The sequence below is a fragment of the Vibrio sp. D401a genome, from assembly GCF_030248515.1.
Lineage (GTDB): Bacteria > Pseudomonadota > Gammaproteobacteria > Enterobacterales > Vibrionaceae > Vibrio > Vibrio rotiferianus.
Genome location: NZ_JAHGAI010000001.1, coordinates 291,637 through 318,605, shown reverse-complemented (window position 1 = coordinate 318,605; position 26,969 = coordinate 291,637). Strand labels below are relative to the sequence as shown.

The following is a 26,969-nucleotide window of genomic DNA, read 5'->3' as shown; positions in this document are numbered from 1 at the left end:
GGTAAGGAAGACGACTGAATCGCTTTTACATCTAACTGCATTACTTCATATTCCATTTGATTACAATAAACATAAACAAATACATCGATTAACTTCTCTAGTTATATTGTTCTTCAAGAACCTAAATCGATACTTTAGAGCTTGCACTATATAGTGTGCCCCTCCCCTACAAGACATGAACACTTGAACGCATCTACTAATGTTGTTTGTACTCTTTAACTTCTGGAAAAATAAAAGGTACATTGACATTTAGCATTAGCAGTTCTATCAGCAATAGCCTAAGTGGGTGATAACCAGCGACTGAAGTAGGTTATTTTGGACCGAGAAAAAAAGCGAAGTCATATGACTTCGCTCTAGGTACTCGCTACTTACATAGCACAACATAAACAAGTGTAATCTTAATCACACCTCGCGTTGCTTATTCTACGGTTACCGCTTTCGCTAGGTTACGAGGTTGGTCTACGTCCGTACCTTTGATCAACGCTACGTAGTAAGACAGTAGCTGCATTGGGATGGTGTAGTAGATCGCCGCCGTAATTTCACTAACGTGTGGCATAGTGATGATCTTCATGGTCTCATCGCCTTCGAAACCTGCATCAGCATCTGCGAATACGTAAAGCAGACCACCACGAGCACGTACTTCTTCAACGTTTGATTTCAGTTTCTCCAGAAGATCATTGCTTGGTGCAACAACCACAACTGGCATATCTGCATCGATCAACGCTAGAGGACCGTGTTTCAGCTCACCCGCTGCGTACGCTTCTGCGTGAATGTAAGAGATCTCTTTCAGTTTTAGAGATGCTTCCATCGCGATTGGGTAGAACTCGCCACGACCTAGGAATAGAGTATGGTGTTTATCTGCAAAGTCTGGTGCTAGTGCTTCGATTTCTTTTTCGAAAGACAGCGCTGCATTGATTTGTTTTGGTAGAGCGTGAAGCGCTTCTACGATCTCTTTTTCTTTCTCTCTGCTGATGCGGTTTTGTTGCTTACCAAGAGCAGTTACCAGCATCAGTAGTGCTGAAAGCTGAGTCGTGAACGCTTTAGTTGATGCCACGCCGATTTCCACGCCTGCACGAGTCATGAATGCGAAGTCAGACTCGCGAACCAAAGAAGAACCCGCTACGTTACAGATGGTCATTGCCGCCATGTAACCTTTCTCTTTTGCTAGACGAAGTGCTGCTAGCGTATCGGCGGTTTCACCAGATTGAGAAAGCGTGATCAATAAGCTGTTTGGACGCGTCACAAACTTGCGGTAACGGAATTCAGAAGCGATTTCTACGTCACAGCTGACACCTGCAATGTCTTCGAACCAGTAACGTGCTGTCATACCGGCGTTGTAAGACGTACCACAAGCTACTATCTGTACGTGTTCCACTTTGCTTAGGATTTCTGCCGCGTTAACACCGATTGCCTCAGTAACAACAGAATCAGCCGTGATACGACCTTCCATTGTGTTGATCAGCGCTGTTGGTTGCTCGTAAATTTCTTTCTGCATGAAGTGACGGTATTGGCCTTTATCGCCTGCGTCGTGTTCCGCGTTTGATTCTGTGATTTCGCGTTCTACGCGCTCACCTGTTGCATCAAATACAGTCACGTCACGACGAGTGATTTCTGCTACGTCACCTTCTTCTAGGTACATGAAACGGCGTGTTACGTTAAGAAGCGCAAGTTGGTCAGAAGCAAGGAAGTTTTCACCCACACCAAAACCAATGACGATTGGGCTGCCTGAGCGTGCTACAACGATGCGTGAAGGATCTTTACGATCCAACGCTACCGTGCCGTATGCGCCATCCAGTTGTTTTGCTGTCTTCTGTACCGCTTCTAGTAGCGTTTCTGAAGTGCGAAGTTCCCACTCAACCATGTGAGCGATAACTTCAGTATCCGTTTGAGATTCAAATACGTAACCACGAGATTGAAGTAGCTCACGCAGCTCTTCGTGGTTTTCGATGATGCCATTGTGTACCACTGCGATGTCACCAGACATGTGTGGGTGTGCGTTCACTTCTGAAGGTTCACCGTGTGTTGCCCAACGAGTGTGCGCAATACCGGTACCACCGATCACTTTCGCTTCGTCTACTGCGTCTGCCAGCTCTTGTACCTTACCTAGACGACGAATACGCGTTAGGTTCGTCTCACCATCAACAATCGCAACGCCCGCAGAGTCGTAACCGCGGTATTCCAAGCGACGTAGGCCTTCAACTAAAATTTCTGCAACATCTCGTTGTGCTACTGCACCTACGATTCCACACATGTGTTTGTCTCCGTTTGTAGTTTTGTTCTTCCCTGACCATGATTTCAAATAGAGGCAGCAAGCAAAGGCCTTTATCCAGAGGGAAGTGAAATATGAAACTGTTTACATTATTAGATTAGGCGCAAATGACTTTAACGCCATGTTGTTCAATCTGTATTTTGTGTTCTGGCTGTAACTCTGCATCAGTAACCAACACATTAATTTGGTCCCAAGCGAGTTCTAAGTTCGGGATCTTGCGTCCTACTTTTTCTGACTCAATCATGACGATGACTTCACGCGACACTTCTGCCATGACTTTGCTTAAGCCAACTAATTCGTTAAACGTGGTGGTACCGCGTTCTAAATCGATACCATCTGCACCAATAAACAACTGGTCAAAGTCGTAAGCTCTTAATACAGATTCGGCTACTTTGCCTTGGAAGGATTCTGAGTGCGTATCCCAAGTACCGCCTGTCATTAACAGAGTTGGTTCGCTTTCTAATTCGTTAAGTGCATTGGCGACGTGCAATGAGTTTGTCATCACGACCAAACCACGTTTTTCATTTAATTGCTGGATCAACGCCGCTGTCGTACTGCCACTATCGATCACAATACGGTTATGATCTCGGATCAGTGATGCGGCCGCTTTTGCCAATCTCAACTTTCGAACCGAAACATTTGAACTCATTTCTTCATGGATAACTTCCGTTGGAATCGCAATTGCACCACCATAACGACGCAATAGTTGTCCATTTTTCTCCAAAGAGGCTAAATCCTTTCTTATCGTGACCTCTGAGGTTTCGAATTTTTGTGCCAGTTCATCAACACTGACTTCCCCAAGCTCATTTACTAGATTAGAAATAGTATGTCTTCTTAGTTGAGTGTTTCGTTTCGACATTTTTTCTTTGACTATAAGTTTCGATTTGAAATTTATTATAGTCAAGTCGAAACTTTTAAGTCCATTTATTTCGATCCAAAAAATTAATATTTCTCGATAAAACCTTGTCCTAAGACAATTCTTAAACAGTGATATTGGATTCATTCAGTGGTAGAATTCGCCACCGAAAAGAAAAAAAATTACAGAATTGACGGTTATTTTTTTGCAACTTTCTGCATATAAAGTGGGATTAGTCACAAAAAGGTAACCAAAATTGCCGATCTTTTAGTCATAAAATGACTAAACTTGGTGAAAGACTTTCAGAATCTGAAGTTCCAATAATGTGGCGAAAAATCGATAGATGGCAGGCTCTAAATGTCGTCAAAACGCCTAAACTTCAGAGTAAACAACCGACTTTCAAATTGTAACAATACTTACCGGAGAGTATCTTCCATGAAAAAGACCAAAATCGTATGTACGATTGGCCCTAAAACTGAATCTGTAGAGAAGCTAACTGAACTAGTAAATGCTGGCATGAACGTTATGCGCCTTAACTTCTCTCACGGTGACTACGAAGAACACGGCACTCGTATCGCGAACTTCCGCCAAGTAATGGAAGCTACAGGCAAGCAACTTGCAATCCTTCTAGACACTAAAGGTCCAGAAATCCGTACTATCAAACTAGAAGACGGCAACGACGTTGATCTAGTAGCTGGTCAAGAATTCACTTTCACAACTGACATCTCAGTTGTAGGTAACAAAGACAAAGTTGCAGTAACTTACGCTGGTTTTGCTAACGACCTAAACGTTGGTAACACTATCCTAGTAGACGACGGTCTAATCGAAATGGAAGTGCTTGCAACTTCTGAAACTGAAGTTAAGTGTAAAGTTCTTAACAACGGTGCTCTAGGCGAAAACAAAGGTGTTAACCTTCCTGGCGTTTCTGTAAACCTACCTGCACTATCTGAAAAAGATAAGAACGACCTTAAATTCGGTTGTGAGCAAGGCGTTGACTTCGTAGCTGCTTCTTTCATCCGTAAAGCTTCTGACGTTCAAGAAATCCGTGAAGTACTTGCTGCAAACGGCGGCGAGAACATCCACATCATCTCTAAGATCGAAAACCAAGAAGGTGTTGATAACTTCGACGAGATCCTAGAGCTTTCTGACGGCATCATGGTTGCTCGTGGTGACCTAGGTGTTGAAATCCCAGCTGAAGAAGTAATCTTCGCTCAGAAAATGATGATCGAGAAGTGTAACCGTGCACGTAAGATGGTTATCACTGCAACTCAAATGCTTGATTCTATGATCAACAACCCACGTCCTACTCGTGCGGAAGCTGGCGACGTTGCTAACGCAGTAATGGACGGTACTGACGCAGTAATGCTTTCTGGTGAAACTGCTAAAGGTAAGTACCCAGTTGAAGCGGTAACTATCATGGCTCAAATCGCGAACCGTACTGATTCAGCTCTAAAAGCTGAGCTAGGTTCTCGTCTAGACAGCCCACGTCTACGCATCACTGAAGCAGTATGTAAAGGCGCAGTAGACACAGCTGAGAAACTAGCTGCTCCACTTATCGTTGTTGCAACGGAAGGTGGTAAGTCTGCACGTTCAGTACGTAAATACTTCCCAACTGCAAACATCCTAGCACTAACAACTAACACTAAGACTGCTGCACAGCTAGTTCTAACTAAAGGTGTTACTCCAGTAGTTGTTGATTCTATCCAAAGCACTGATGCGTTCTACGTAACAGGTAAAGAGCTTGCTCTAGAATCTGGTCTAGGTAACAAAGGCGACATCGTTGTTATGGTTTCTGGTGCTCTAGTAGCTTCAGGCACAACAAACACAGCTTCTGTACACGTTCTATAAGACTGAAGAATTCAATCATCAGTTAAATAAAAAAGAGGGCTTCGGCCCTCTTTTTTTATATATTTCACTTGCCCTAGTATTCAGTACGCTATATTATCAACCACAACAGAACTACGTACTGTTTAATTGTCGTCACGATAAAAATCTATGAGGTGCATGTGTCTAGCCCAACTCTTACTGATAAAGTCTCGAAAATGATTCGCCAAGACATCCTGACAGGCGAGTTAAAGCCAGGTCAAAAGCTCGTTGTTGCCGAACTAAAAAATAAATACAACGTTGGGGCATCACCAATTCGAGAAGCCTTAGTACAACTATCTTGGACTAAATACGTCAAACTTGAACCACAAAAAGGTTGTTGGGTCGCTCCAGTATGCAAAAAAGAGCTCAACGATCTTTATGAAAGTCTGCGTGTCGTCTCTTCAGTACTATTGAAAAAGGCGATTCTTGCTGGAGATGAAGCTTGGGAACTAGATGTACTAACCTCTTACCATAAACTTTCTCGTGTTAATTTTGACGACACTTTTTGTTGGCAAGAATGGGAAGAGCGACATCATCAGTTTCACGTATCGCTGTTAGAAGGTGCAGATTCACAAAACATGTTTGAGTTCTTCAGTGATTTGATCCACCAGATCAAACGTTACCGTTACTTTGCTATGCAAACTCTTAGTTCGGAGAACGGCGCAATATTTGATATCGATGAACATGAGATGATCATGAAACTCGTGTTAGCAAAAAACAGCGAAGAAGCGATGCAATTACTGGATGATCATTTACTAAAATCGATGCAGCGCATCGAATCTGTACTTGAGATAGCGTAACGCGTACTTCGTAGTAACAATGACTATAAATCGGGCACATGCCCGATTTTTTTTACGCAATATCATCACCACTATAGCAAAAAGAGACACAGTTTCTTCCGCTGCTTTTTGCCTCATAAAGCGCAATATCGGCACACTTGTAGCTTCGTGTACTGTTCGCTGTTAAATCCGTATAACCAAGACTAATAGTCACACTAAGTTCTACGTGTATTTCGACAGCAACTCTCAATCGACTTAATACGATCTCAGCTTCTTTTGCACTGGTATGCGGCATAATGACAGCAAACTCTTCGCCACCGACCCGAGCGACAAAATCGGTATTTCGTACGCCTTGAAGAAGCACTTTCGAAACAAGTTTAATGACTCGGTCGCCTTCGTCATGCCCACGTTCATCGTTTATACGTTTAAAATGATCGATGTCGACCAGTGCTAAGCAAGATGTCGGCGTCTCTGGGTATCGCTCTAACATATTCGCATTATATGTCAGTTGCTCTTCAAACTTACGGCGGTTCCAAAGGCCAGTGAGACCATCTTTTTCACTCAATTTACGCAACTGATCTTCGAGCTGCTTACGTTCAGAGATATCAACAAGTGAAGTAATGTAATAGCGAACCTTACCTGATTTTGCTTTGATCGCTTGCACACGCATAATTGCAGTAAACACATGGTTGAGCTTGGTTCGACAACGCACCTCTCCTTCCCACATATTTTCCTTACCAAGCAGTCCCCAGATTTGCAGAATGTATTCGAAATCTTCTGGCAAAAAGAGCAGCTTCTGAGCATTCCATCCTTCTACCCTCTTGGTGGAATACCCCATCATATTCTCGAATTCTTGGTTGATCATCATGATGCGATGAGAAGTATCTGTAATCATCACAGCCGTCATACCATCCAATGCCGCACGAGCGAGCTTAGATTCGATACTAAAGCGACGATAGTGCAATGCGACGCCGGTAATAGGCAAAGCAAACACGAGCATCAAGCTAAGAACAAATAATGCCTCTTGTACCAAATCATCTATGTCGCGTTCCGCACGCTGTAACAATTTTTCTTGGGATAAATCAATAACAAGGTGTAGATACTCACCGCGCACAAACTCTATTGTGTTGAACACAATCAAATGCTTACCAATGTACTCATAACCTATTTTCTCAGTTCCCATTTGCTGCCATATCTGCGGGTAAAATAACCCAAGGTTAAAGCGCGAGCGGTCTGGAATAATATCGCCATACAGCTTTTCGCTATGCGGACTAGTGACGTAATAACCCGCTTGATTAAGCAGCTCGATATTAAAATCCTTCACTGGAGAGTAGTTTAGGCGAGATGACAAATACTGGACATCGATATTGAGAATAAGGTACCCCTGACGGATTCCATCCATAGCAACGGGCATCATGATCCGGACAGATGGACTATAAGGGTATATTGGCACACCATCATTTTCTTCTAGCTCAATACCCCATGAGCCTATTTGCCCATCTTTTAAATTTTTTGCGTATTGGAAGTAACGACGACCAGAACTGTCTCGCAACTTGTCCGCTGATGTCACTTGTCCTGTTTTGAAGTCATAATTGATACGTACACGCTCTTGCCCCTCAAGGCTTAGAAAGCGAATCTTACGATACCACTTCTGGTTAACGGCAACGGAGCTCCATACCTCTTCCAAAATAGCAAGATTCTTTTGGTTGGGCTGGTGTAAGTAGTCATATAGGCTTTGGCTGTGACCGAGAAGATCACTGATAGAAAAGATTTGATCCTGAACGTTCTCATACTCACGTTCAGAGTAAGCTAGCTGATGTAAGGCTTCTTTTGCCGTATTTTCAATGTTATTTGCCAGCAGATTTTGGTACTTCTGATAGTAATAGACTGAGATGAGCGCGCTAAAAAATAGCGTCGTTGCCAGCAAAGCACTGACCAACTTCCTGACTTTCACGCGTTCTACTACTCTTACTGGTTACTAAAGCAGCAATTATATCACTGTTTACTAATTTCTAAACAAAAAGCCATCGACTAGCGATGGCTTTTCTAAAATGTGTCCATTTACATCACGGTTTGAGGCAACGCTCTCCACGCGCAATACCCACAACACCACTTCGCGCAACTTCCACCACTTCAGTAACTTCTGAAATCGCTTGGATAAAAGCATCCAATTTCTCACTCGTTCCCGCTAGCTGAACCGTATACTGAGAAGCGGTGACATCGACGATTTGACCACGGAAGATATCAGCGGTGCGCTTGACTTCAGCACGAGCAAAACCGCTTGCTTTCACCTTCACCATCATCAGTTCACGCTCAATATGCTCAAACTCTGTCACTTCTTGAACTTTGAGTACATCGATCAGCTTATGAAGCTGCTTTTGAATTTGCTCAAGCTGCATTTCATCGGATGTAGTCGTAATGTTTAAACGCGACAGTGTTTCGTCATCGGTTGGTGATACGTTCAAAGACTCAATGTTGTAACCACGCTGAGAAAACAAACCAACAACACGAGACAAAGCACCAGGTTGGTTTTCCATTAACAAAGAAATAATGTGTCTCATATTAAGTACGCTCCGTTTTGCTTAGCCACATCTTGTCCATACCCTCGCCTTTGATCTGCATTGGGTAAACGTGTTCAGTTTCATCTACATTGATGTCAACAAACACCAAACGATCTTTCATATCTAACGCTTTTTGTAGACCCGCTTCAAGCTGATCTGGCGTTTCGATACGAATACCGACGTGACCATAAGCTTCTGCAATCGCTGCAAAATCAGGAACAGAACTCATGTATGAATTGGAGTGACGACCTTGATAAATAATGTCTTGCCATTGTTTTACCATGCCTAGGAAACGGTTATTCAAGTTAATGATTTTTACAGGGATGTCGTATTGCATGGCCGTCGACAACTCCTGAATATTCATTTGGATGCTGCCATCACCAGTGACCACGACCACTTCTTCTTCTGGCATTGCGAATTTCACGCCCATACCGGCAGGTAGGCCGAAGCCCATCGTGCCAAGACCACCAGAATTAATCCAACGGCGTGGCTTATTAAATGGGTAGTAAAGCGCAGCAAACATCTGGTGCTGCCCCACATCCGATGCAACATAAGCATCACCATTGGTTAGCTTATGCAGCGTCTCAATCACTTGTTGAGGCTTAATACGTTCAGAAGATGTTTCGTAAGCTAAGCAATTACGGTTGCGCCAAACTTGGATCTCTTCCCACCAGTTAGCAATTGCATCCTGATCGCTGCTGCTACCTTGCTCGTTTAGTAAGCCCACCATGGTTGCTAAAACCTTGTCGGCAGAACCTACGATCGGAAGATCCACTTTTACGTTTTTCGAGATAGAAGAAGGATCGATATCGATATGCATCACTTTCGCGTTAGGACAGTACTTTTCTAAGTTGTTGGTGGTACGATCATCAAAACGCACTCCAATACCAAAGATCAGATCCGCTTCATGCATTGCCATATTGGCTTCATAGGTACCATGCATGCCTAGCATACCCAATGAGTTCTTGTGCGTACCAGGGAAAGCACCTAACCCCATCAATGTACTCACTACTGGCAAGTTCAGTTGCTCTGACAACTCTTGAATATATTCAGAAGCGCCAGAAATCACTGCACCACCACCGATATACAATACCGGCTTCTTCGCTTCAACCAACGATTTCAGCGCTTTCTTGATCTGGCCTTTATGACCAGACGTAGTTGGCTTATAAGAGCGCATCGAGATGCTTTCAGGATACTCGTAAGGAAGCTTGATTTGCGGATTCAAAATGTCTTTTGGCAAATCAATCACAACCGGGCCAGGACGACCAGTTGTCGAGATGTAAAACGCCTTTTTGATCGTCTCAGGGATATCTTCCGCTTTTTTCACTAGGAAGCTGTGTTTAACGACTGGGCGAGAAACACCCACGATGTCACACTCTTGGAAGGCATCATTACCGATCAGGTTGTTCGGTACGTTACCAGAGATAACGATCATTGGAATGGAGTCCATATACGCGGTTGCAATACCTGTGATGGTATTGGTCGCGCCTGGACCTGAACATACCAGTACTACACCAGGCTTGCCCGTTGCTCGTGCATAGCCATCTGCCATATGGGTAGCGGCTTGTTCGTGTCTTACTAGTACGTGTTTGATTTGATCGGTTTTGGCGTGCAGTGCGTCGTAGATATCTAATACGGAACCACCTGGGTAACCAAAGATTTGTTCTACGCTCTCTTCAATCAGAGATTGCACAACCATCTCTGCACCTGACAACATTGCTGTCATAATTGCTCTCCTTACCAGTATTCCTCTCCGTAAGGCCAACGGTTTGGTCTGGTTTTACATAGTCTAGGTCTTATTCGTAGCCTAATAGAAATACTTCCACTTTTTCAGCTATGTCTTGCGCCTGTCATAACAAAACGCAAGGTAACACAACAAATGTAACGTTTTATTATCAACGGGTCTAATGAGAGTTGAATCAAATTTTAAACAAGATGCTACAAATCAGAACAAAGACAGGGTTAGACGCTACTAAGAACGGCAAAATCAGAACCAATAGAACAAACAAGCCAAAAATAAAGTGAATGATTTCACTCAAAATAGCGGCGTAGCGTGTTTTTTTCTCTTTATTGAGAGGAAAGAAGTGTGAAAAGCGGTCATAAAAAATCCCCAGCAGCACAATACTAGGCAACTGGGGAATTTTTCATCAATCTGAAATCTAAGTCAGCTTAAGTTACTTTTTATCTGACTTTTCTTTGTACATTTCTTCAATTTCATCTTGGTATTTGTCATTAATGACTTTACGACGAAGTTTTTGTGTTGGGGTCAACTCACCATCATCCATCGAAAACGCTTTTGGTAACAGTTTGAATTTCTTAACTTGTTCAAATTTAGCCAGTTCTTTTTGTAGGTCATTCACTCGCTTCTCAAGCATCTCAACAATCTGGTGATGCTTAATAAGTTCAACACGATCGTGGTAAGCGATATTCAGTTCTTTTGCGTACTCTTCTAATGAGTCATAACAAGGAACAATCAGGGCAGATACGAACTTACGAGTATCAGCAATCACAGCAATTTGTTCGATAAAGTGATCTTTACCGATTGCACCTTCTACAACTTGCGGAGCAATGTATTTGCCGTTGGAGGTCTTCATCAACTCTTTGATACGGTCAGTAATGAACAAGTTACCATTTTCATCAATGTAACCTGCGTCACCTGTTTTTAAGAAACCGTGCTCATCAAACGTTTTTTCGGTTTCTTCCGGCATTTTGTAGTAACCGCGCATCACCATAGGACCACGCACTAAGATCTCGTTATTTTCACCGATCTTAACTTGCGCACCCGGCATTGCCATACCGATAGAGCTTGGGTCAAAACACTGGTCATCCCAACATGAAACCGTTGCAGTGGTCTCAGTCATACCATAACCAAGTTTTACGTTAATACCGATTGCATGGAAGAAGCGACCAATGGTTTCATCAAGCTTTGCACCACCACATGGCATGAAGTTAATACGTCCACCCAACAATGCACGTAGCTTACTTAGAACCAACTTGTCAGCTAAAGCGTATGACTTACGCAGCATGAGTGATGGCTTGCGCTTCTCTTGATGACAAGCAGCCATCTTCGCGCCCATATTCACTGCCCAAGTAAACATAATCTTACGGTGGAATGGAGCACGCGACACTTTTTCGTGGATCGCAGAGAAAATCTTCTCATAGAAGCGAGGAACGGCACTCATTACCGTCGGACGCACTTCGCTCAGCGCATCTCGCACTTGCATAGTGTCTTGTAGGTAGCAGTTAGTGCCACCTTTATAGAGTACGTAAAATGTCCACGCACGCTCAAATACGTGTGATAGTGGCAAGAAGCACAGCGATACGTCATCTTCAGTCAAACTCAAGCGCTCATCGTGGCCTTCAAGCTGAGCTGAGATGTTAGCGTAATCCAACATCACACCCTTTGGCTGCCCCGTTGTACCCGAGGTATAGATCAGCGTCAGCAAGTCTGCTTCTTGCGCCTGCTCTAAACGAGCATTAAGTTCTGGTTGATGACAATTGTCACCTTTTGCAACGAAGTCTCGCCAAGTCATGGCAAATGCATGCTCACCCAACTCAATATCGTCAGACATCGCTACGACTAGCTCAAGCTGCTTACATTCATCGAAAATACTGACGGCAGCATCAAACTGCGGCTGCTCACCAACAAACAGCACTTTTACATCAGCGTTATCAATAATATAAGCCGATTGTGCAGCGGTATTAGTTGGGTAGATAGGAACAGTCACACCACGTAATTGCAACGCCGCGAAATCAGCGATGGTCCATTGCGGCATGTTGTTTGAGAAGATACCGATCTTATCTTGAACGCCCAATCCTTGAGCCAAAAGAGCAAGTGACAAAGCATCTACTTGCTGCCCAAACTGCTCCCAAGTAATACCCTGCCACGCATCACCCACTTTATGTTTGAGTGCAACACGGGTACCACCTTTCGCAATTTGTTCACGAATACGTTTAACGATATGAAAATCTAACTTGGCCATTCTCTACATTACCTTTTGGCTTACAGGCGTAAGCTATTTGAGCGAACAAGTGTAACCTCGACGCCTAAAAACGCAACTGACCATTATCAAACTTATCATTATTAAGAGAGCACTATCACTAATGAGAGCTTAGCATGCCTTTAACTGCTGAAGGTTTAATCAAGTTAAGTCGCTGTTTCAGCTATTAATTGGTAGAAATAAAAAGACCCCGAGAGACTAAGTTCTCTCGGGGCCAAGGAATTGTAAAAATTGATGATTACAAATCCAGTCTGACCAGTTAGTCAGGCTAAAAATCCAGCTTATTTAAGCGCTACCACTTCACCACAAGTGATCATAAGTTGATCACGTAGCCAAATGTGACCTTTATCTTTCTCACTTGATTCATGCCAGCTTAGGTAACCACTGATTTCTTTGTTTTCAAATGGGAAATCTAGGATTTGTAGTTGATCGCTGTTTACTGCGTTCTCAGCCATCCAGCGTGGTGCGATAGTCACAAGCTCAGATTGGCTCACTACGTATAGTAGGTTGCTTAGGCTTGAACCTTCGTATGCTGCTTGGCAATCAAGCTCACGGTATGCTTGCTCAGAGAAGCTACGTTGACCGTGTACGCGTGATAGTTTTGCGTGTTTTTCGTTGATCAGTAGCTCTGCAGAAACACCGCCTTGGATACGAGGGTGAGTCTTAGAAGCAATCACAACCAACTCATCTTTGAAGATCTCAGTACTTGAGAAGCCCTGATCATCGAAGCGCGCATAGTCAATTACAAAGTCGATTTCTTGGTAGCGCATACGCTCAGATAGAAGGCGGTCGAATTCTGCATCCAAATGAAGTTGCACACTCGGTGCCTGCTCATTAATGCTAGCCATAATTTTAGGCGCGAATCGCATATCACACGGGCTGCAAATCGCCAGTTTAAATAGACGAGTCGAAGACTCTGGTTGGAATACTGAGCTTGGTAGTTCGTTACGAATAAGCTGTAGTGCTTGGCGGATTGGGCCAAACAGTTGGCGAGCGCGTTGTGTTGGCTGAATACCACGGCCCTGACGCATAAATAGCTCATCGTTGAACATCACTTTTAGACGTGCAACGGCATTACTAACCGCTGGCTGTGACATACCTAGGTTATGCGCTGCGCGGGTAATATTCTGTTCTTGCATCACTGCATCAAAAACCGTTAATAGGTTCAAATCTACCCCACGTAGGGTACTTTCCATACGGTAGCTTGCAATTGCGCTCATCGCGTCTTTTTTGTCTAACATTGAGTGCGCCTCTTGTGTAATCGTCAATTTGGTTCAGTGAATTCTTATTAAATATGGACTCAAGTTTACGCACCACTGGCACTCATTGAGTTCTCACATATTTAACGAATAGAAAACCGAGTTATTATTATATTTATCGTCCGGATAATTCCGGCTCGACCCGTACTATCAACTAATCAATCATGGTTTATCAACTAGATTGATATTTAATCACTATATTTTAGCCTTTTTATTATTTAATCATTAAAAATCAACCAGTTGATAAAAATATAAAAAACCATAAAAAAGATAAAATGAGGAAGTAAAGCAATCTATTGAGGAGAGTTATGGCTATCGAATGGCCGAAGAATACAAATTGACGACAGCTATTAATTCGACAAACTTTCACAAACTGGGGGTTATGGTTCCGATGCAAATCTCAACAGTTAAGCCAGATCATAACCAATTTGTTCAACCTAGATATATATGCAAGGCAGGAGTAATTCTCATCCACTGAGAGAAGGTGGAGAAAAGGGACACTTTTTCAGCTGAATAAGATGAATGATAGAAAGCGTAAATATATATACTCAAGTCACTTCAAGATACAGGATTCAAAGCGTTGTCACTGTTTCCCTGTTTAGTGAAAATAAGCAAGAAAAACAACGAAGCGGAATAGCTCGCTCTTTCCAAGTTGTTTGGCGATGCGACTTAGTTATCAAAGAACGAGCTTCAAATTAATGCCTCGCCTTCAAACCAAATCATTCTCACTAAACCAAGCATCTCGAGGTTACTTGAGTATAAGTCTAGAAGCGCACGGGCAAACGCTCACTGATAAGTCATATTGACTGATTGTATTAATCAAATAGCTATAGAGACACTTCTGCATAACTGGGGAAATCCACTTTATCCCATAACTGTTTTGCAAGAGATTCAGGTGAGTCCCATACGCCCTGAACAACCCATTCGGCAATCGCACTGGCTACATCCGGATAATGAATACTTTCAGCTTGTTCCTCACATAGCCATTGCCTCACCGTCCCAACATCTAGAGCGTCCATAGAATATGCCAGGCCTAACGCTTCCAATGTTGCAACATTGCTTTGTTGCTCGAACTGCCCGGATAAAGGTTTGAGTAATAGCTTCTTTCCTAAAGAGAGCGCCTCTGATGGCAACTCAAAACCACCATTCGCAATCACTCCAATACAACTTTGGAGGTGATGTTGAAAGTGAGTGTGACTCAGCGGCCTCAATTCAACATTCTCAATACGTTCACTTTCAATTACATCAGGGTGATAACAGATGAACGCTTGTTGATTGAAGTGGAATAACAAATCGCAAATGTCTTCTATTGACTCAAATGGCAAGTACACTAAAACAAAATCTTGACTATCAGCTGTATAGTCAAGCGTATGAACGATAGGCGGCAAGATGGGCTGCTCAAAATGATACCAATGTAATCCAAGCAGATACTGTGATGGAGCAAAATGCTTAATCATCGACTTATCAAGCCAGTTAGCACCCTTTGAAGGTACTGGGTAGCGGAATGCATTCTGATGGCTAATGCCAATGCAAGGTGTATTTTGCTTGCGTGCCGCCCATGCCGAAACAGGTTCAAAGTCATTGATAACCAAATCATAGGGCGATAAATCAAGCTGATTCACCTCTTTGAAGAACTGAATAAAGTTGGAGTTCAATGCCGTTTTAACGTAATTAACTGACCCCTTTTCAGTAATAAAAGAAAAGCCTCGGCGAGTTTGATAATCTCCAAATGGCTCCATCGAAAAGTACTTCTCTGGAGCGCGGCCAGAAAACAAAAAATCAACCTGCACATCGTGAACCTTAAATGCTTCACTCATGGCTCTTGCACGTGCGATATGACCATTTCCCGTCCCTTGAACACCATATAGTATTTTCATGAACTAGCCTCCTACGATAGCAATAGCAAGCGAACCACACATGCTACCTAGCAGTGCTCCAATAATGATATCGGTAAAGAAGTGAACACCGAGCAATATACGCGATATCCCTATCAAGCTAGCCCAAGCAACAGCAAACATACCTAACTCTGGGTAGAAATGGTGGATAAGCGTAGCCATCAAAAATCCAGCGGCGGTATGACCTGAAGGTAAGCTATAACGATCTGAAGGGGTGATAAAAGCAGGCAGTAAAGCACTTAACTCTTCAGGGCGACGTCGCTTAAAACTATTTTTCAACATCCAGTAAATGGGTAACTCGATGGCAAATGCGGTCAATCCAGCAAATAAGAACCAATGACCATGTTGCTTATCAAGAAACCAAGCCAATAGGCCTAACACTATGTAGAGATGCCCATCACCACTGTGGGAGACACCTTTACTAATATTCGCGACTTGCTGATTGAAGCGGTGTTGCAAACACACACTGGAAAATGCCAAATCAAACTTGGCAATGCTTGCGATTGGCTGGGTAATTGTCTCTAAAGCTCGCATGTAACTGTCCTTTACTTTGACAACGACTTTGTATGAAAAAGTAGGCGTTGAAGGTGACAACTACATGACGAGAAGTTGGACAATTAATGACAAAAGCCCCTTTATCATCAGTGTAAAGAGGCTAAAGCGATAAAATAATGAGAGGGATTAGTAAGTTCTATGAATATCTTGGGAAGAGATAGGATCTGCAATAAACCACAGTTTTCGATCTTTGCGGCACGCCTTAATAGCACCAGATGATTGTTCTCCTTCTTTAGTAAGTTCATAGTTTAAGAATCTGCAAGTGTAGTTACCAAAGAAGCCTTTCAACGGCAAATCAATCTCGGAATTAGCTTGAGTGTGGTAGTTTACAGACAATAAAGGGTTAGGTTGAGTAGATAAAATATCTCTTTGAACGACGTTGCTTCGCACGTAATCACGATGAACGTAACCTCTTATCACTCCTTTTTGCTCTACCAACAACCATGGTTTACCTACAACTTTGGCTAGTGCATTAAAAACCTCACCTTTTTGAAGTTCACCAAGTTTATCAGCATGTTTGCCCGGCTCAGATCTTAAATTCAGTACAGTTTTAGAGCGGTAGGAAACCCCCAAAAACTCTAGATTCTGATAGCCCCTCACTTCCTCTTCAGTGTACTTACTAATAGATTTAGATTTATATTCAACTGGTTGAACGTGAATTTTCCACCAAGCATAAGTGGACGGGTCTTTACCTTTCCAGTTACTTTTAGAATCAGACTCTAATGCTTCTAGTATCTGATTTAAAAAATAATCTCGCCCCTGCTGACTTAAGTACAGGTCCATCTGTTCGGTCATTATCATGACACTCTCAGAGTGGCTCGCCGCTTTTTCTTTTGATATTTGATCGGATTGTATCTTCGGTTGAAAATGCAGCATCTGACACCCTGCTAAAAGCAATGCACTCAAAACTAACATTGAGTGACCAAGTTGTTTTCTTAAGCCCATGGCACCTTCCTTCGCCTAATTCTATCTGCCTGGTAACGCCCCTACTATAAAATGCAAGGATTGAATTATCTCAATAAAATCTGACGTTTGTGTGCTAAGTCGCAAACGATATATCTATATAAGAACTTGAATTCCCATTCGGCTGACATCCATCATTTAAGGTAATCATGGAAAAGCTATATGTAACAAAGTTTAAAGGATATGAAACTAATACGGCGCTCCCATAGCCTTTATCCGAATAGCAAAGCCCATGTCAGATAAGCTAAACCTCATCCAATATGAATAAAAAATCAACTTTAGGGTTGACGTGTTCCATTGAGTGCGGTACTAATTTGTTAACTTAATTTTGTGGAATGCTTAACAACTATGTCAGCACGTTTTTCTATCCTGCTTAGCCTCCTCCTGATCGTGACCAATTCGCGCGGGTAGGCTGTGGAAGAAAAATAACCACACCAATTTCTAAGAAGCCCGCATGCAAATGCGGGTTTTTTTATATCTAAATACCGGAAGTAAACGATTAAATTGCACGAAAAGTGCAGAAATCATGAAGGAAGCAAACATGAACGATCAGGTCATTATATTCGACACCACGTTGCGTGATGGCGAACAAGCGTTGTCAGCAAGCTTGACGGTTAAAGAAAAACTGCAGATTGCCTATGCGCTGGAAAGGCTAGGCGTTGATGTTATTGAAGCGGGTTTTCCTGTTTCTTCTCCGGGTGATTTCGAGTCCGTACAAACCATCGCAAAACACATTAAAAACAGCCGAGTTTGTGCCCTTTCGCGTGCCGTTGCGAAAGACATTGATGCTGCCGCTGAAGCGCTAAAAGTCGCAGACGCATTCCGAATCCACACTTTCATCTCGACTTCGACTGTTCACGTTCAAGACAAACTGCGCCGCAGCTACGACGATGTTGTAGAAATGGGCGTGAAAGCCGTAAAACACGCACGTAACTACACCGATGACGTTGAGTTTTCTTGTGAAGATGCTGGTCGCACCCCTATCGACAATCTATGTCGTATGGTTGAAGCGGCTATTGATGCTGGCGCAAGCACCATCAATATCCCAGATACCGTTGGCTACACAGTACCAAGTGAATTTGGCGGCATCATTGAGACGCTATTCAACCGTGTACCAAACATCGACAAAGCGATCATCTCTGTTCACTGCCACGATGATTTGGGTATGTCTGTTGCCAACTCTATCGCTGCCGTTCAAGCGGGCGCTCGTCAGGTAGAGGGCACTATCAACGGTATCGGTGAGCGTGCGGGTAACTGTTCTCTTGAAGAAATCGCGATGATCCTAAAAACGCGCCAAGAATTCATGGGCGTGCATACCGGTCTAAAACACGACGAAATCCATCGTACCAGCAAGTTGGTCAGCCAGCTTTGTAACATGCCAATCCAGAGCAACAAGGCGATCGTTGGTGCCAACGCATTTAGCCATTCTTCAGGGATCCACCAAGATGGCATGCTAAAGAACAAAAACACTTACGAGATCATGACGCCTGAGTCAATTGGCCTTAAGAACCAAGCATTGAACCTAACCAGTCGCAGTGGCCGTGCTGCGGTTAAGAGCCACATGGACGCGATGGGCTACAAAGAAGAAGAGTACAACCTAGATGCGCTGTACGAAGACTTCTTGAAGCTTGCTGACCGCAAAGGTCAGGTGTTCGACTACGATCTAGAAGCACTAATGCACTTCTCGAACTTGCGCGAAGAAGACGACTTCTACAAGTTGAACTACCTAAGCGTGCAATCTGGCAGCGTAATGGCAACCACCAGCGTCAAAATGCAATGTGGCGATGAAGAAATGTGTGAAGCTGCCGTCGGTAATGGCCCAGTTGATGCGCTATACCAATGTATCTACCGCGTGACCGGTTACGAGATCGTCCTAGACAAGTTCGACCTAACCGCAAAAGGCGAAGGTGAAGACGGTCTTGGTCAAGCAGACATCATCGCTAACTACAAAGGCCGTAAGTACCACGGTACAGGCGTTTCTACCGATATTGTAGAAGCATCTGGCCAAGCGCTATTACACGTCATCAACAGCATTCATCGTGCCGACAAGATTGAAGAGATGAAGCAAAAGAGAATTGCGACGGTTTAATCATTAATTCAAGGAGCTTGAGTCCCACAACGCAGGCTCCAACCAAATTCGTTTTAGACAAGCTCAAAAAAATTAGAAAATTTAAAGGATTAACATGACAGACAAATCATACAAAATTGCCGTTTTACCAGGCGACGGCATCGGCCCAGAAGTAATGGCGCAAGCACATAAAGTGTTGGATGCAATCGAAAAGAAGCACGGCATTGCGTTTGAGCGTGACGAGCACGATGTAGGTGGTATCGCTATCGATAATCACGGCTGTCCACTTCCAGAAAGCACAGTAAAAGCGTGTGAAGAGTCTGATGCAGTCCTATTCGGCTCTGTTGGCGGTCCTAAGTGGGAACACTTGCCACCAAATGACCAACCTGAACGCGGTGCCCTACTACCACTGCGCAAGCACTTCCAACTGTTCTGTAATCTACGCCCAGCACAAATTCACTCAGGTCTTGAAGCTTTCTCACCACTACGCGCAGACATCTCAGGTCGCGGCTTTGACATCGTGGTTGTCCGTGAACTAACAGGCGGTATCTACTTCGGCCAACCAAAAGGTCGTGAAGGTGAAGGTCCAACAGAAAAAGCGTTCGACACTGAGGTGTATCACCGCTTTGAGATCGAACGTATTGCAAAAATCGCTTTTGAGTCTGCTCGTCTACGTCGCAAGAAAGTGTGCTCTATCGACAAAGCGAACGTTCTACAAAGCTCTATCCTATGGCGTGAAGTAGTCGAAGAAATCGCAAAAGACTACCCAGATGTTGAGCTGTCACACATGTACATTGATAACGCAACTATGCAGCTTATCAAAGACCCAGCACAATTCGACGTAATGCTATGTTCAAACATCTTCGGCGACATCATTTCTGATGAGTGCGCGATGATCACTGGCTCTATGGGCATGCTGCCTTCAGCGAGCCTAAACGAAAGCAAATTTGGTCTGTACGAGCCAGCAGGCGGCAGTGCACCAGATATCGCAGGTAAGAACATCGCTAACCCAGTGGCGCAAATCCTATCAGCGGCACTGATGTTGCGTTACAGCCTAGGTGAAGAAACGGCGGCACAAGACATTGAGGCGGCAGTTTCAAAAGCACTATCAGCGGGTGAGCTAACAGGCGACCTTGCCGGTGACAACCCAGCACTTTCGACGTCTGAGATGGGCGATAAGATCGCTGAGTACATCTTAAACTCATAATACAGAACAGATTCATAATAAATACTAAATCCTCTATCCACCAATGGCTTACCTCTAAGTCATTGGTGCTAAAACAAAGCGACAAGGATAACGAGGAAAGGAAGCAAACAATGGGCAAAACATTATACGAAAAAGTCTACGACGCACACGTTGCCGTCGCAGCAGAAGGGGAAAACCCAATCTTGTACATCGACCGTCACTTGGTACATGAAGTGACGTCTCCGCAAGCATTTGACGGCTTGCGTGAAAAAGGTCGTAAAGTGCGCCAGGTCAGCAAAACTTTTGCCACCATGGACCACAATGTTTCTACTACAACCAAAGACATCAACGCATCCGGTGAGATGGCACGTATCCAGATGGAAACGCTATCGAAAAACTGTGAAGAATTTGGCGTTACGCTTTACGACATCAACCACAAATACCAAGGTATTGTCCACGTCATGGGCCCTGAGCTTGGTATTACCCTACCGGGCATGACCATTGTTTGTGGTGACTCGCACACGGCTACACATGGTGCATTCGGCTCTCTGGCTTTTGGTATTGGTACATCTGAAGTTGAGCACGTATTAGCAACTCAAACGCTAAAACAAGCGCGCGCTAAAACGATGAAGATCGAAGTGAAAGGCAAAGTGGCGCCGGGCATCACGGCGAAAGACATCGTGCTAGCGATCATCGGTGAGACCACAGCTGCTGGCGGTACAGGCTACGTGGTTGAATTCTGTGGTGAAGCGATCACCGACCTTTCAATGGAAGGCCGCATGACCGTATGTAACATGGCGATTGAGCTAGGTGCGAAAGCCGGTTTGATTGCACCAGATGAAACCACATTCGAATACATTAAAGGCCGTAAATTCTCACCTCAAGGTGCGGACTTTGATGCAGCGGTAGAATACTGGAAGACATTAAAAACTGACGATGATGCTCAGTTTGATGCGGTCGTGACGCTAAACGCAGCAGACATCAAACCACAAGTCACTTGGGGTACTAACCCCGGCCAAGTGATCGCGGTAGACCAACCAATCCCAGCACCAGAAAGCTTTGCCGATCCAGTAGAAAAAGCCTCGGCAGAAAAAGCGTTGGCGTACATGGGTCTAGAAGCAGGCAAATCATTGTCTGATTACAACGTCGATAAGGTCTTCGTTGGTTCTTGTACTAACTCACGTATCGAAGACATGCGCGCAGCCGCTGAAGTAGCGAAAGGTCGCAAAGTCGCATCTCACGTTCAAGCGCTAATCGTTCCTGGCTCTGAGCAAGTGAAAGCGCAAGCAGAAGCGGAAGGCTTGGACGTTATCTTTAAAGAAGCGGGCTTTGAGTGGCGCCTACCAGGTTGTTCAATGTGCCTAGCAATGAACAACGACCGTTTGGGTCCACATGAACGTTGTGCGTCTACTTCAAACCGTAACTTTGAAGGCCGCCAAGGTCGTGATGGCCGTACCCACCTAGTGAGCCCTGCGATGGCAGCGGCGGCAGCAATTGCTGGTCACTTTGTAGATATCCGTGAACTAGACTAAGGAGCAAACAAATGTCAGGGTTTAAACAACACACAGGCTTAGTTGTTCCTCTAGATGCAGCGAACGTTGATACTGATGCCATCATTCCAAAACAGTTCCTGCAAAAGGTCTCTCGCCTAGGGTTTGGTAAACACCTATTCCATGACTGGCGCTTCCTGGACGATGCTGGCGAACAACCAAACCCAGAGTTCGTGATGAATGCTCCTCGCTACCAAGGCGCTTCTATCTTGCTAGCGCGTGAAAACTTCGGTTGTGGTTCTTCTCGTGAGCACGCTCCGTGGGCACTAGCGGATTACGGCATCAAAGCGATGATCGCACCAAGCTTTGCCGATATTTTTTACGGTAACTCGATCAACAACCAAATGGTGCCAGTTCGTTTGACTGAGCAAGAAGTGGATGAAATCTTCCAGTTTGTTGAGGCGAATGAAGGCGCAGAAATCGAGGTCGACCTAGAAGCCAATGTCGTTCGTGCTAACGGCAAAGAGTACAGCTTTGAAATCGACTCATTCCGTCGTCACTGCCTGCTAAACGGTTTGGACAATATCGGTCTTACCCTTCAACACGAAGACAAGATTGCCGAGTACGAGGCGAATATCCCAAGCTTCTTGAGCTAATTCAAATCGTAATTGAAGCAAATACAAGGTTGGCATTGGCCAGCCTTTTTTCTTTATATTCATTGTGTCAGGAAAGAAATCCCATCGTAGACAGGTCTACACTATCAACAAGGTTTAACCCAAAGGTCTCTCTATGAAGCGTCTGTTATTGCTATTGTGTGCTCTGGTTTCTTTCTCAACATTTGCCGCACCTAAATCGGATTTATGGCCGTATTGGAAACAATCAAATCAAGCCAATCAAAGTCAAATCTCTCATCAAGATTGGCAGCAATTACTCGATGCTTATTTAGTTGAACAAGGAGAGAATACCTTGTTTCGTTACAGCAAAGTCACAGCTTCCGACAAAGCGAAGTTGAAGCAGTACATCCAACGATTGGCGAAACTTGACCCTCTACAATACAACCAAGCAGAGCAATACGCCTATTGGGTGAACCTTTACAACGCCATCACGATTGATCTGATTTTGGATAACTATCCCGTCAAATCGATAACCAAGCTGGGTGGCTTGTTTAGCTTTGGACCTTGGGGAGATGATGTGGTCGTGGTCAACGGTAAGGAGCTGACTTTAAACGATATTGAGCATCGAATTTTGCGCCCGATTTGGAATGACCCAAGAACCCATTACGCGGTTAACTGTGCCAGCTTAGGTTGCCCAAACCTACAAACTCAAGCATTCACTGCTGAAAACACACAAGCTCTACTGGATAGTGCCGCCAAAACATTTATCAACAGCAGCAAAGGCGTATCCATCCAAGGAAACACGGCACAGCTTTCTTCCATTTATGATTGGTTTGCCGAAGATTTTGGTGGTGAGAAGCAAGTATTTAATCACATTGCTCAATATGCTCCGCAATACCAAGGCTTTTCTGGAAAAGTAAAATACGAATACGATTGGAATTTAAATCAAGCCAATTGATGTGGACTGGTAGGTCTATACGCTTTTGGATCATGCTAACCCGAAAGCTCGAAACCATCACCAAACCAAAGACCAGACAGAAACTAAAAAAGGGCACTAGGTGCCCTTTTTATTGAGATTTGATAAGAATACGCACTTATTTAAAGCCTTTGACCTTTTTAATCAGATCGTAAGCATTCTGAATTTCCTGCGACTTTTCTTTCGCTACGTTCATCATTTCTGGTGGTAGACCTTTTGCCATCAACTTGTCTGGGTGATGCTCATTCATCAGTTTACGGTAAGCGCGCTTAACGGTTTTACCGTCTGAATCTGAAGACACATCCAGAATTTTATAAGCATCAGCCAATTGATCCGCTTGCGAAGCTTGTTGCCAACCTGAACCTGATGACTGGTACTGGCCTTGATGTTGTCCTTGGAATCCACCCTGACTTTGGAAACGGAACGCCGCTTCTTGCATGTGCAGACGACGCTCTAATTGCTCCGAAGAAAACCCGAGGCCACGTGCAATTTTATGTAGTACATTTCGCTCACTTGGATGAATCGAACCGTCAGCAAATGCTGCCGAGATCTGCAGCTCTAAGAAGAACTGCAATAAATCGAAACGACCGCCTGAAGATATCTTTACACGTACCAACACATCATCTAGAGGGAAGTCACTTTCTTTCCCTTCACGAAACGCGTCTTGTGCTGCGCGGCGCTGGTCGCCATGAAGACTCATGCGGTCCATCATCGCTGATGCTAATTGAATCTCTTCTTTAGTCACTTGACCTTTGGCTTTTGCTAGGTGGCCCATTACCGCAAACGCCGCTTTGAAGAACTCTTCTTGCCGCTGTGCTTGGCTAGGCCCTTTACCGAAACCACCTGTAGAAAATCCAGCTTGGCTTAAACGGCGCGCTTTATCGAATTGATGACCGATAAATAGGCCAAACAATAAACCGAATGGTCCTCCAAGCAACAAGCCAAAAAAGGCTCCTAATATTTTGCCAAAAATATGCATTATGTGTTCTCTATCAATGAATTTTTATCGACGACGACGGTCTTATAGTGCTGGACGCGATGATTTCCTTTATGATAAGGGAATTGTTTTTATTTCGGCCAGGCCATTTCGCCTATTTATCTTTGTGACTTATGTATTTGGCAATTATGCCATAACTATATGAGCTCTGAGATACGCGCCGCTATAGTTAGATTCATTTGGCTATGTAGCGAAGGGATAACGACCCCAATAGCCATCGAGCAGCAGTGACACAGGACAGTTCAATTCCATGCAACATTTCTCCCGCACGTTTTTAGCGGCTTCTATCAGCACCGCTCTGTTTGTACCCACAACTCACGCTGAAGCTAATATGCATGATAGTGTGCAGGAAATGCCCACCACAGATCAATGCTTGGTCCAAACCGACAATGAAGATACGCAAAGCATTCCTGTCAAAGTGGAAGCCGATAACCTCCAAGCCATAAATGGTGATAAAGCAATTTATTCTGGCAATGTTAAAGTCACTCAGGGCCGTAAGCGTATCACAGCTGACAATGTCACTTTACATCAGCAAGACAATGTCGTCGTAGCTGAAGGCAACGTAACGTTCAATGATGGCGAAGTAAAAGCGAATTCCACACGCGCTACCAACGACATAGATCAAAACACTTTTTCGCTAGAGAACACTGACTACAAGTTTTTATGTGAATCAAAGCGTGGTAGAGCAGCCTACATATCTAGAACTGGTCAATCTTTGTATGAAATAGAAGATGGCTCTATGACAGCCTGTCCTGAAGGTGATAACTCTTGGCGCCTCGTTGCATCAGGTATTGATATTGACCAAGATGAGGAAATGGCAACGCTTTATAATCCTCGCTTTGAGATACTAAACATACCAGTGATGTATTCACCATATCTTACTCTTCCAATTGGTGACACACGCAAAACTGGTTTCTTGTTTCCATCGATCTCCTATGGTTCAAGTGATGGCTTAGAAGTAGAAGTACCATTCTACTGGAATATAGCCCCAAACTATGACATGACGATCACTGCTCTCTACATGCAGGAACGTGGAACAAAGCTAGACACAGACTTCCGCTACCTAACGGATGGATGGGGAGGCGGCTCTTTAAAAGCAGAGTATCTTGCGGATGATGCTAAGAAAAAGTCAGAAAGTTCTCGTTGGGGTTACCAATTTAGACATGATGGAATAATTAACGAGCACTGGTTAGTCAAAGCAGACTACTCAGAAGTAAGTGATATCGATTTTTTCCAAGACTTAGACTCAGACATTGGTAATCGTGAAGATGGCCAATTGCTTCATGAAGGGTTCGTCCAATACCGAGAGGAAAACTGGGATGTTAGCCTTACTGTTCGTGATTTTCAGATTCTATTAGAAAACGGTAATAAACCTTATCGCCTTCTTCCTCAGCTAGAAGCTAATTACTACGCACCTCTTTGGAGGTCATACCTAAACTTCGATATTATCGGGCAAGTGAGCCAGTTCGATACTGAGGATAATGCAAAACCTGATGCTACACGAGTGCACATTGAGCCGGGCTTAACGATTCCTCTCTCGACTACATGGGCATCATGGACAACTGAAGCTCGAGTACTTTCAACCTATTACTCACAGAAGTTAGATAGCTTAACCGACGCGAATCTAAAACAAACTTTGGACGAGAGTGTAAGTCGATTGATTCCTGAGTTTCGTTCCCACGCTCGCATTTATTTAGAGCGCGACACAAGTTGGTTAAAAGGCTACACCCAGAGTTTGGAACCCCAAATTCAGTACCTATATGTACCTGATGAAGATCAAAGCAACATATATAACTACGATACAACCCTGCTACAAACCGACTACTACGGACTGTTCCGTAGCCGTAAATACAGTGGCATAGACAAAATTGCCTCAGCTAACCAGTTAAGCTATGGTGCCAGTACTCGTTTCTTTGATGATGACTATAAAGAGCGTCTAAACATATCTTTTGGCCAAATTTACTATTTTGACAAGAAGACCAAGCTAAGCAATAACCCTAGCTTACCAGACGAAACATCTAACTATTCATCATGGGCTGTTGAAGCTGACTTTAACTACGATGACTACCTTTTTTACCATGGTGGCATCCAGTACGACATTGATCTAAGCGCAATGCAACTTGCTAATAGCACCTTGGAGTACCAGTTCCAAGGTGGTTTTGTACAGGCTAACTACCGTTACGTTACAAGAGATTACATTGAAGATACCATCGAACTACCCGACTTAGATCGAATCACCAAAGATGGTATTTCTCAAGCAGGTCTGATCGCCTCATATGAGATAAATAGAAACTGGTCAGCTAGTGGTCAGTACTACTACGATCTAAATGAGAAAATCGACTTAGAGTGGTTAGCAAGCTTGAGATATACCTCTGATTGTTGGTATGTGGGCCTAACATACACAAATCAGTTATTGGGTTGGAACAACGCAATCATTGGTGCAGACGGTGCAGATCCGGAGTATGACAACAACATCAGTGTCAACTTCGGTATTCAAGGCTTCTCAACGACGCAGCAAGGTGTAACCGCATTTAATGAACTTTCTCAAGCCGACAACGCGATCAAATACGGCCGACCATTCTATCTGAACAATTAATCAAATTAAGCGTCATATATATCGATGACGCTCAATTT

General features: G+C 43.9%; 19 protein-coding genes. 8 read left to right on the top strand and 11 right to left on the bottom strand.

All coding sequences use genetic code 11. From position 1 onward, the window contains the following. Positions 1-418: 418 nt before the first annotated feature. Both glmS and KIV41_RS01495 read right to left on the bottom strand, forming a co-directional pair. The gene (gene glmS, locus KIV41_RS01500; RefSeq protein ID WP_045386459.1) at positions 419-2,251 is read right to left on the bottom strand and encodes a glutamine--fructose-6-phosphate transaminase (isomerizing); all 1,833 of its coding nucleotides are present in this window, start codon (positions 2,249-2,251) and stop codon (positions 419-421) included. Positions 2,252-2,366: 115 nt separating this feature from the next. After that, positions 2,367-3,128, bottom strand: a complete 762-nt coding sequence (locus KIV41_RS01495; protein WP_045386457.1) for a DeoR/GlpR family DNA-binding transcription regulator — start codon at positions 3,126-3,128, stop codon at positions 2,367-2,369. Between the two features lie 432 nt (positions 3,129-3,560). Here KIV41_RS01495 and pykF point away from each other — a divergent pair, with 432 nt between their 5' ends. Both pykF and KIV41_RS01485 read left to right on the top strand, forming a co-directional pair. Then, on the top strand, positions 3,561-4,973 hold the full coding sequence (pykF, locus tag KIV41_RS01490; RefSeq protein WP_010445663.1) for a pyruvate kinase PykF: 1,413 nt from the start codon (positions 3,561-3,563) through the stop codon (positions 4,971-4,973). Positions 4,974-5,131: 158 nt separating this feature from the next. Next, on the top strand, positions 5,132-5,791 hold the full coding sequence (locus tag KIV41_RS01485; RefSeq protein ID WP_285335556.1) for a GntR family transcriptional regulator: 660 nt from the start codon (positions 5,132-5,134) through the stop codon (positions 5,789-5,791). Between the two features lie 52 nt (positions 5,792-5,843). On the opposite strand, the gene KIV41_RS01480 is transcribed toward KIV41_RS01485, so the two are convergent. From KIV41_RS01480 to KIV41_RS01445, 8 genes are all read right to left on the bottom strand, one after another. Continuing rightward, positions 5,844-7,724, bottom strand: coding sequence for a diguanylate cyclase (locus KIV41_RS01480; RefSeq protein ID WP_285335555.1), 1,881 nt, complete (start codon positions 7,722-7,724; stop codon positions 5,844-5,846). A 112-nt stretch (positions 7,725-7,836) separates the two neighbouring features. Continuing rightward, positions 7,837-8,331, bottom strand: a complete 495-nt coding sequence (gene ilvN, locus KIV41_RS01475; protein ID WP_005430438.1) for an acetolactate synthase small subunit — start codon at positions 8,329-8,331, stop codon at positions 7,837-7,839. Between the two features lies 1 nt (position 8,332). After that, entirely contained in the window at positions 8,333-10,057 is a 1,725-nt protein-coding gene (locus KIV41_RS01470) for an acetolactate synthase 3 large subunit (protein ID WP_285335554.1), read from the bottom strand. A gap of 448 nt (positions 10,058-10,505) precedes the next feature. Further along, positions 10,506-12,314 carry a long-chain fatty acid--CoA ligase gene (locus KIV41_RS01465; protein ID WP_038885807.1) on the bottom strand — a complete coding sequence of 603 codons (1,809 nt, stop codon included), beginning with the start codon at positions 12,312-12,314 and terminating at the stop codon, positions 10,506-10,508. Between the two features lie 299 nt (positions 12,315-12,613). After that, on the bottom strand, positions 12,614-13,573 hold the full coding sequence (gene calR, locus KIV41_RS01460; protein WP_010445651.1) for a LysR family transcriptional regulator CalR: 960 nt from the start codon (positions 13,571-13,573) through the stop codon (positions 12,614-12,616). Positions 13,574-14,418: 845 nt separating this feature from the next. Next, positions 14,419-15,468 carry an MJ1255/VC2487 family glycosyltransferase gene (locus KIV41_RS01455; protein ID WP_285335553.1) on the bottom strand — a complete coding sequence of 350 codons (1,050 nt, stop codon included), beginning with the start codon at positions 15,466-15,468 and terminating at the stop codon, positions 14,419-14,421. A 3-nt stretch (positions 15,469-15,471) separates the two neighbouring features. Further along, complete coding sequence (locus tag KIV41_RS01450) at positions 15,472-16,020, bottom strand: phosphatase PAP2 family protein (protein WP_252041546.1); 549 nt, start codon at positions 16,018-16,020, stop codon at positions 15,472-15,474. 147 nt (positions 16,021-16,167) lie between these two features. Further along, positions 16,168-16,986: an SH3 domain-containing protein gene (locus KIV41_RS01445; RefSeq protein WP_010445641.1), complete on the bottom strand. Its 819-nt coding sequence runs from the start codon at positions 16,984-16,986 to the stop codon at positions 16,168-16,170. A 559-nt stretch (positions 16,987-17,545) separates the two neighbouring features. Here KIV41_RS01445 and leuA point away from each other — a divergent pair. The 5 genes from leuA (at position 17,546) to KIV41_RS01420 (ending at position 23,320) form a co-directional block, all read left to right on the top strand. Next, positions 17,546-19,093 carry a 2-isopropylmalate synthase gene (gene leuA / locus KIV41_RS01440; protein WP_010445640.1) on the top strand — a complete coding sequence of 516 codons (1,548 nt, stop codon included), beginning with the start codon at positions 17,546-17,548 and terminating at the stop codon, positions 19,091-19,093. A 94-nt stretch (positions 19,094-19,187) separates the two neighbouring features. Continuing rightward, on the top strand, positions 19,188-20,279 hold the full coding sequence (gene leuB / locus KIV41_RS01435; protein ID WP_010445638.1) for a 3-isopropylmalate dehydrogenase: 1,092 nt from the start codon (positions 19,188-19,190) through the stop codon (positions 20,277-20,279). 110 nt (positions 20,280-20,389) lie between these two features. Continuing rightward, positions 20,390-21,790, top strand: coding sequence for a 3-isopropylmalate dehydratase large subunit (gene leuC, locus KIV41_RS01430; RefSeq protein WP_039841408.1), 1,401 nt, complete (start codon positions 20,390-20,392; stop codon positions 21,788-21,790). An 11-nt stretch (positions 21,791-21,801) separates the two neighbouring features. Next, a complete protein-coding gene (gene leuD, locus KIV41_RS01425) occupies positions 21,802-22,404 on the top strand; it encodes a 3-isopropylmalate dehydratase small subunit (RefSeq protein WP_045379478.1) in 603 nt (200 codons plus the stop codon). A gap of 133 nt (positions 22,405-22,537) precedes the next feature. Then, positions 22,538-23,320 (top strand): DUF547 domain-containing protein, encoded by a 783-nt coding sequence (locus tag KIV41_RS01420; protein ID WP_252041544.1) that lies wholly within the window; start codon positions 22,538-22,540, stop codon positions 23,318-23,320. A gap of 136 nt (positions 23,321-23,456) precedes the next feature. Here KIV41_RS01420 and djlA read toward each other — a convergent pair whose 3' ends face one another. Continuing rightward, positions 23,457-24,317 (bottom strand): co-chaperone DjlA, encoded by an 861-nt coding sequence (gene djlA / locus KIV41_RS01415; RefSeq protein ID WP_038885329.1) that lies wholly within the window; start codon positions 24,315-24,317, stop codon positions 23,457-23,459. 268 nt (positions 24,318-24,585) lie between these two features. Here djlA and lptD point away from each other — a divergent pair, with 268 nt between their 5' ends. After that, positions 24,586-26,931, top strand: a complete 2,346-nt coding sequence (gene lptD, locus KIV41_RS01410) for an LPS assembly protein LptD (RefSeq protein WP_252041543.1) — start codon at positions 24,586-24,588, stop codon at positions 26,929-26,931. Positions 26,932-26,969 lie beyond the last annotated feature (38 nt).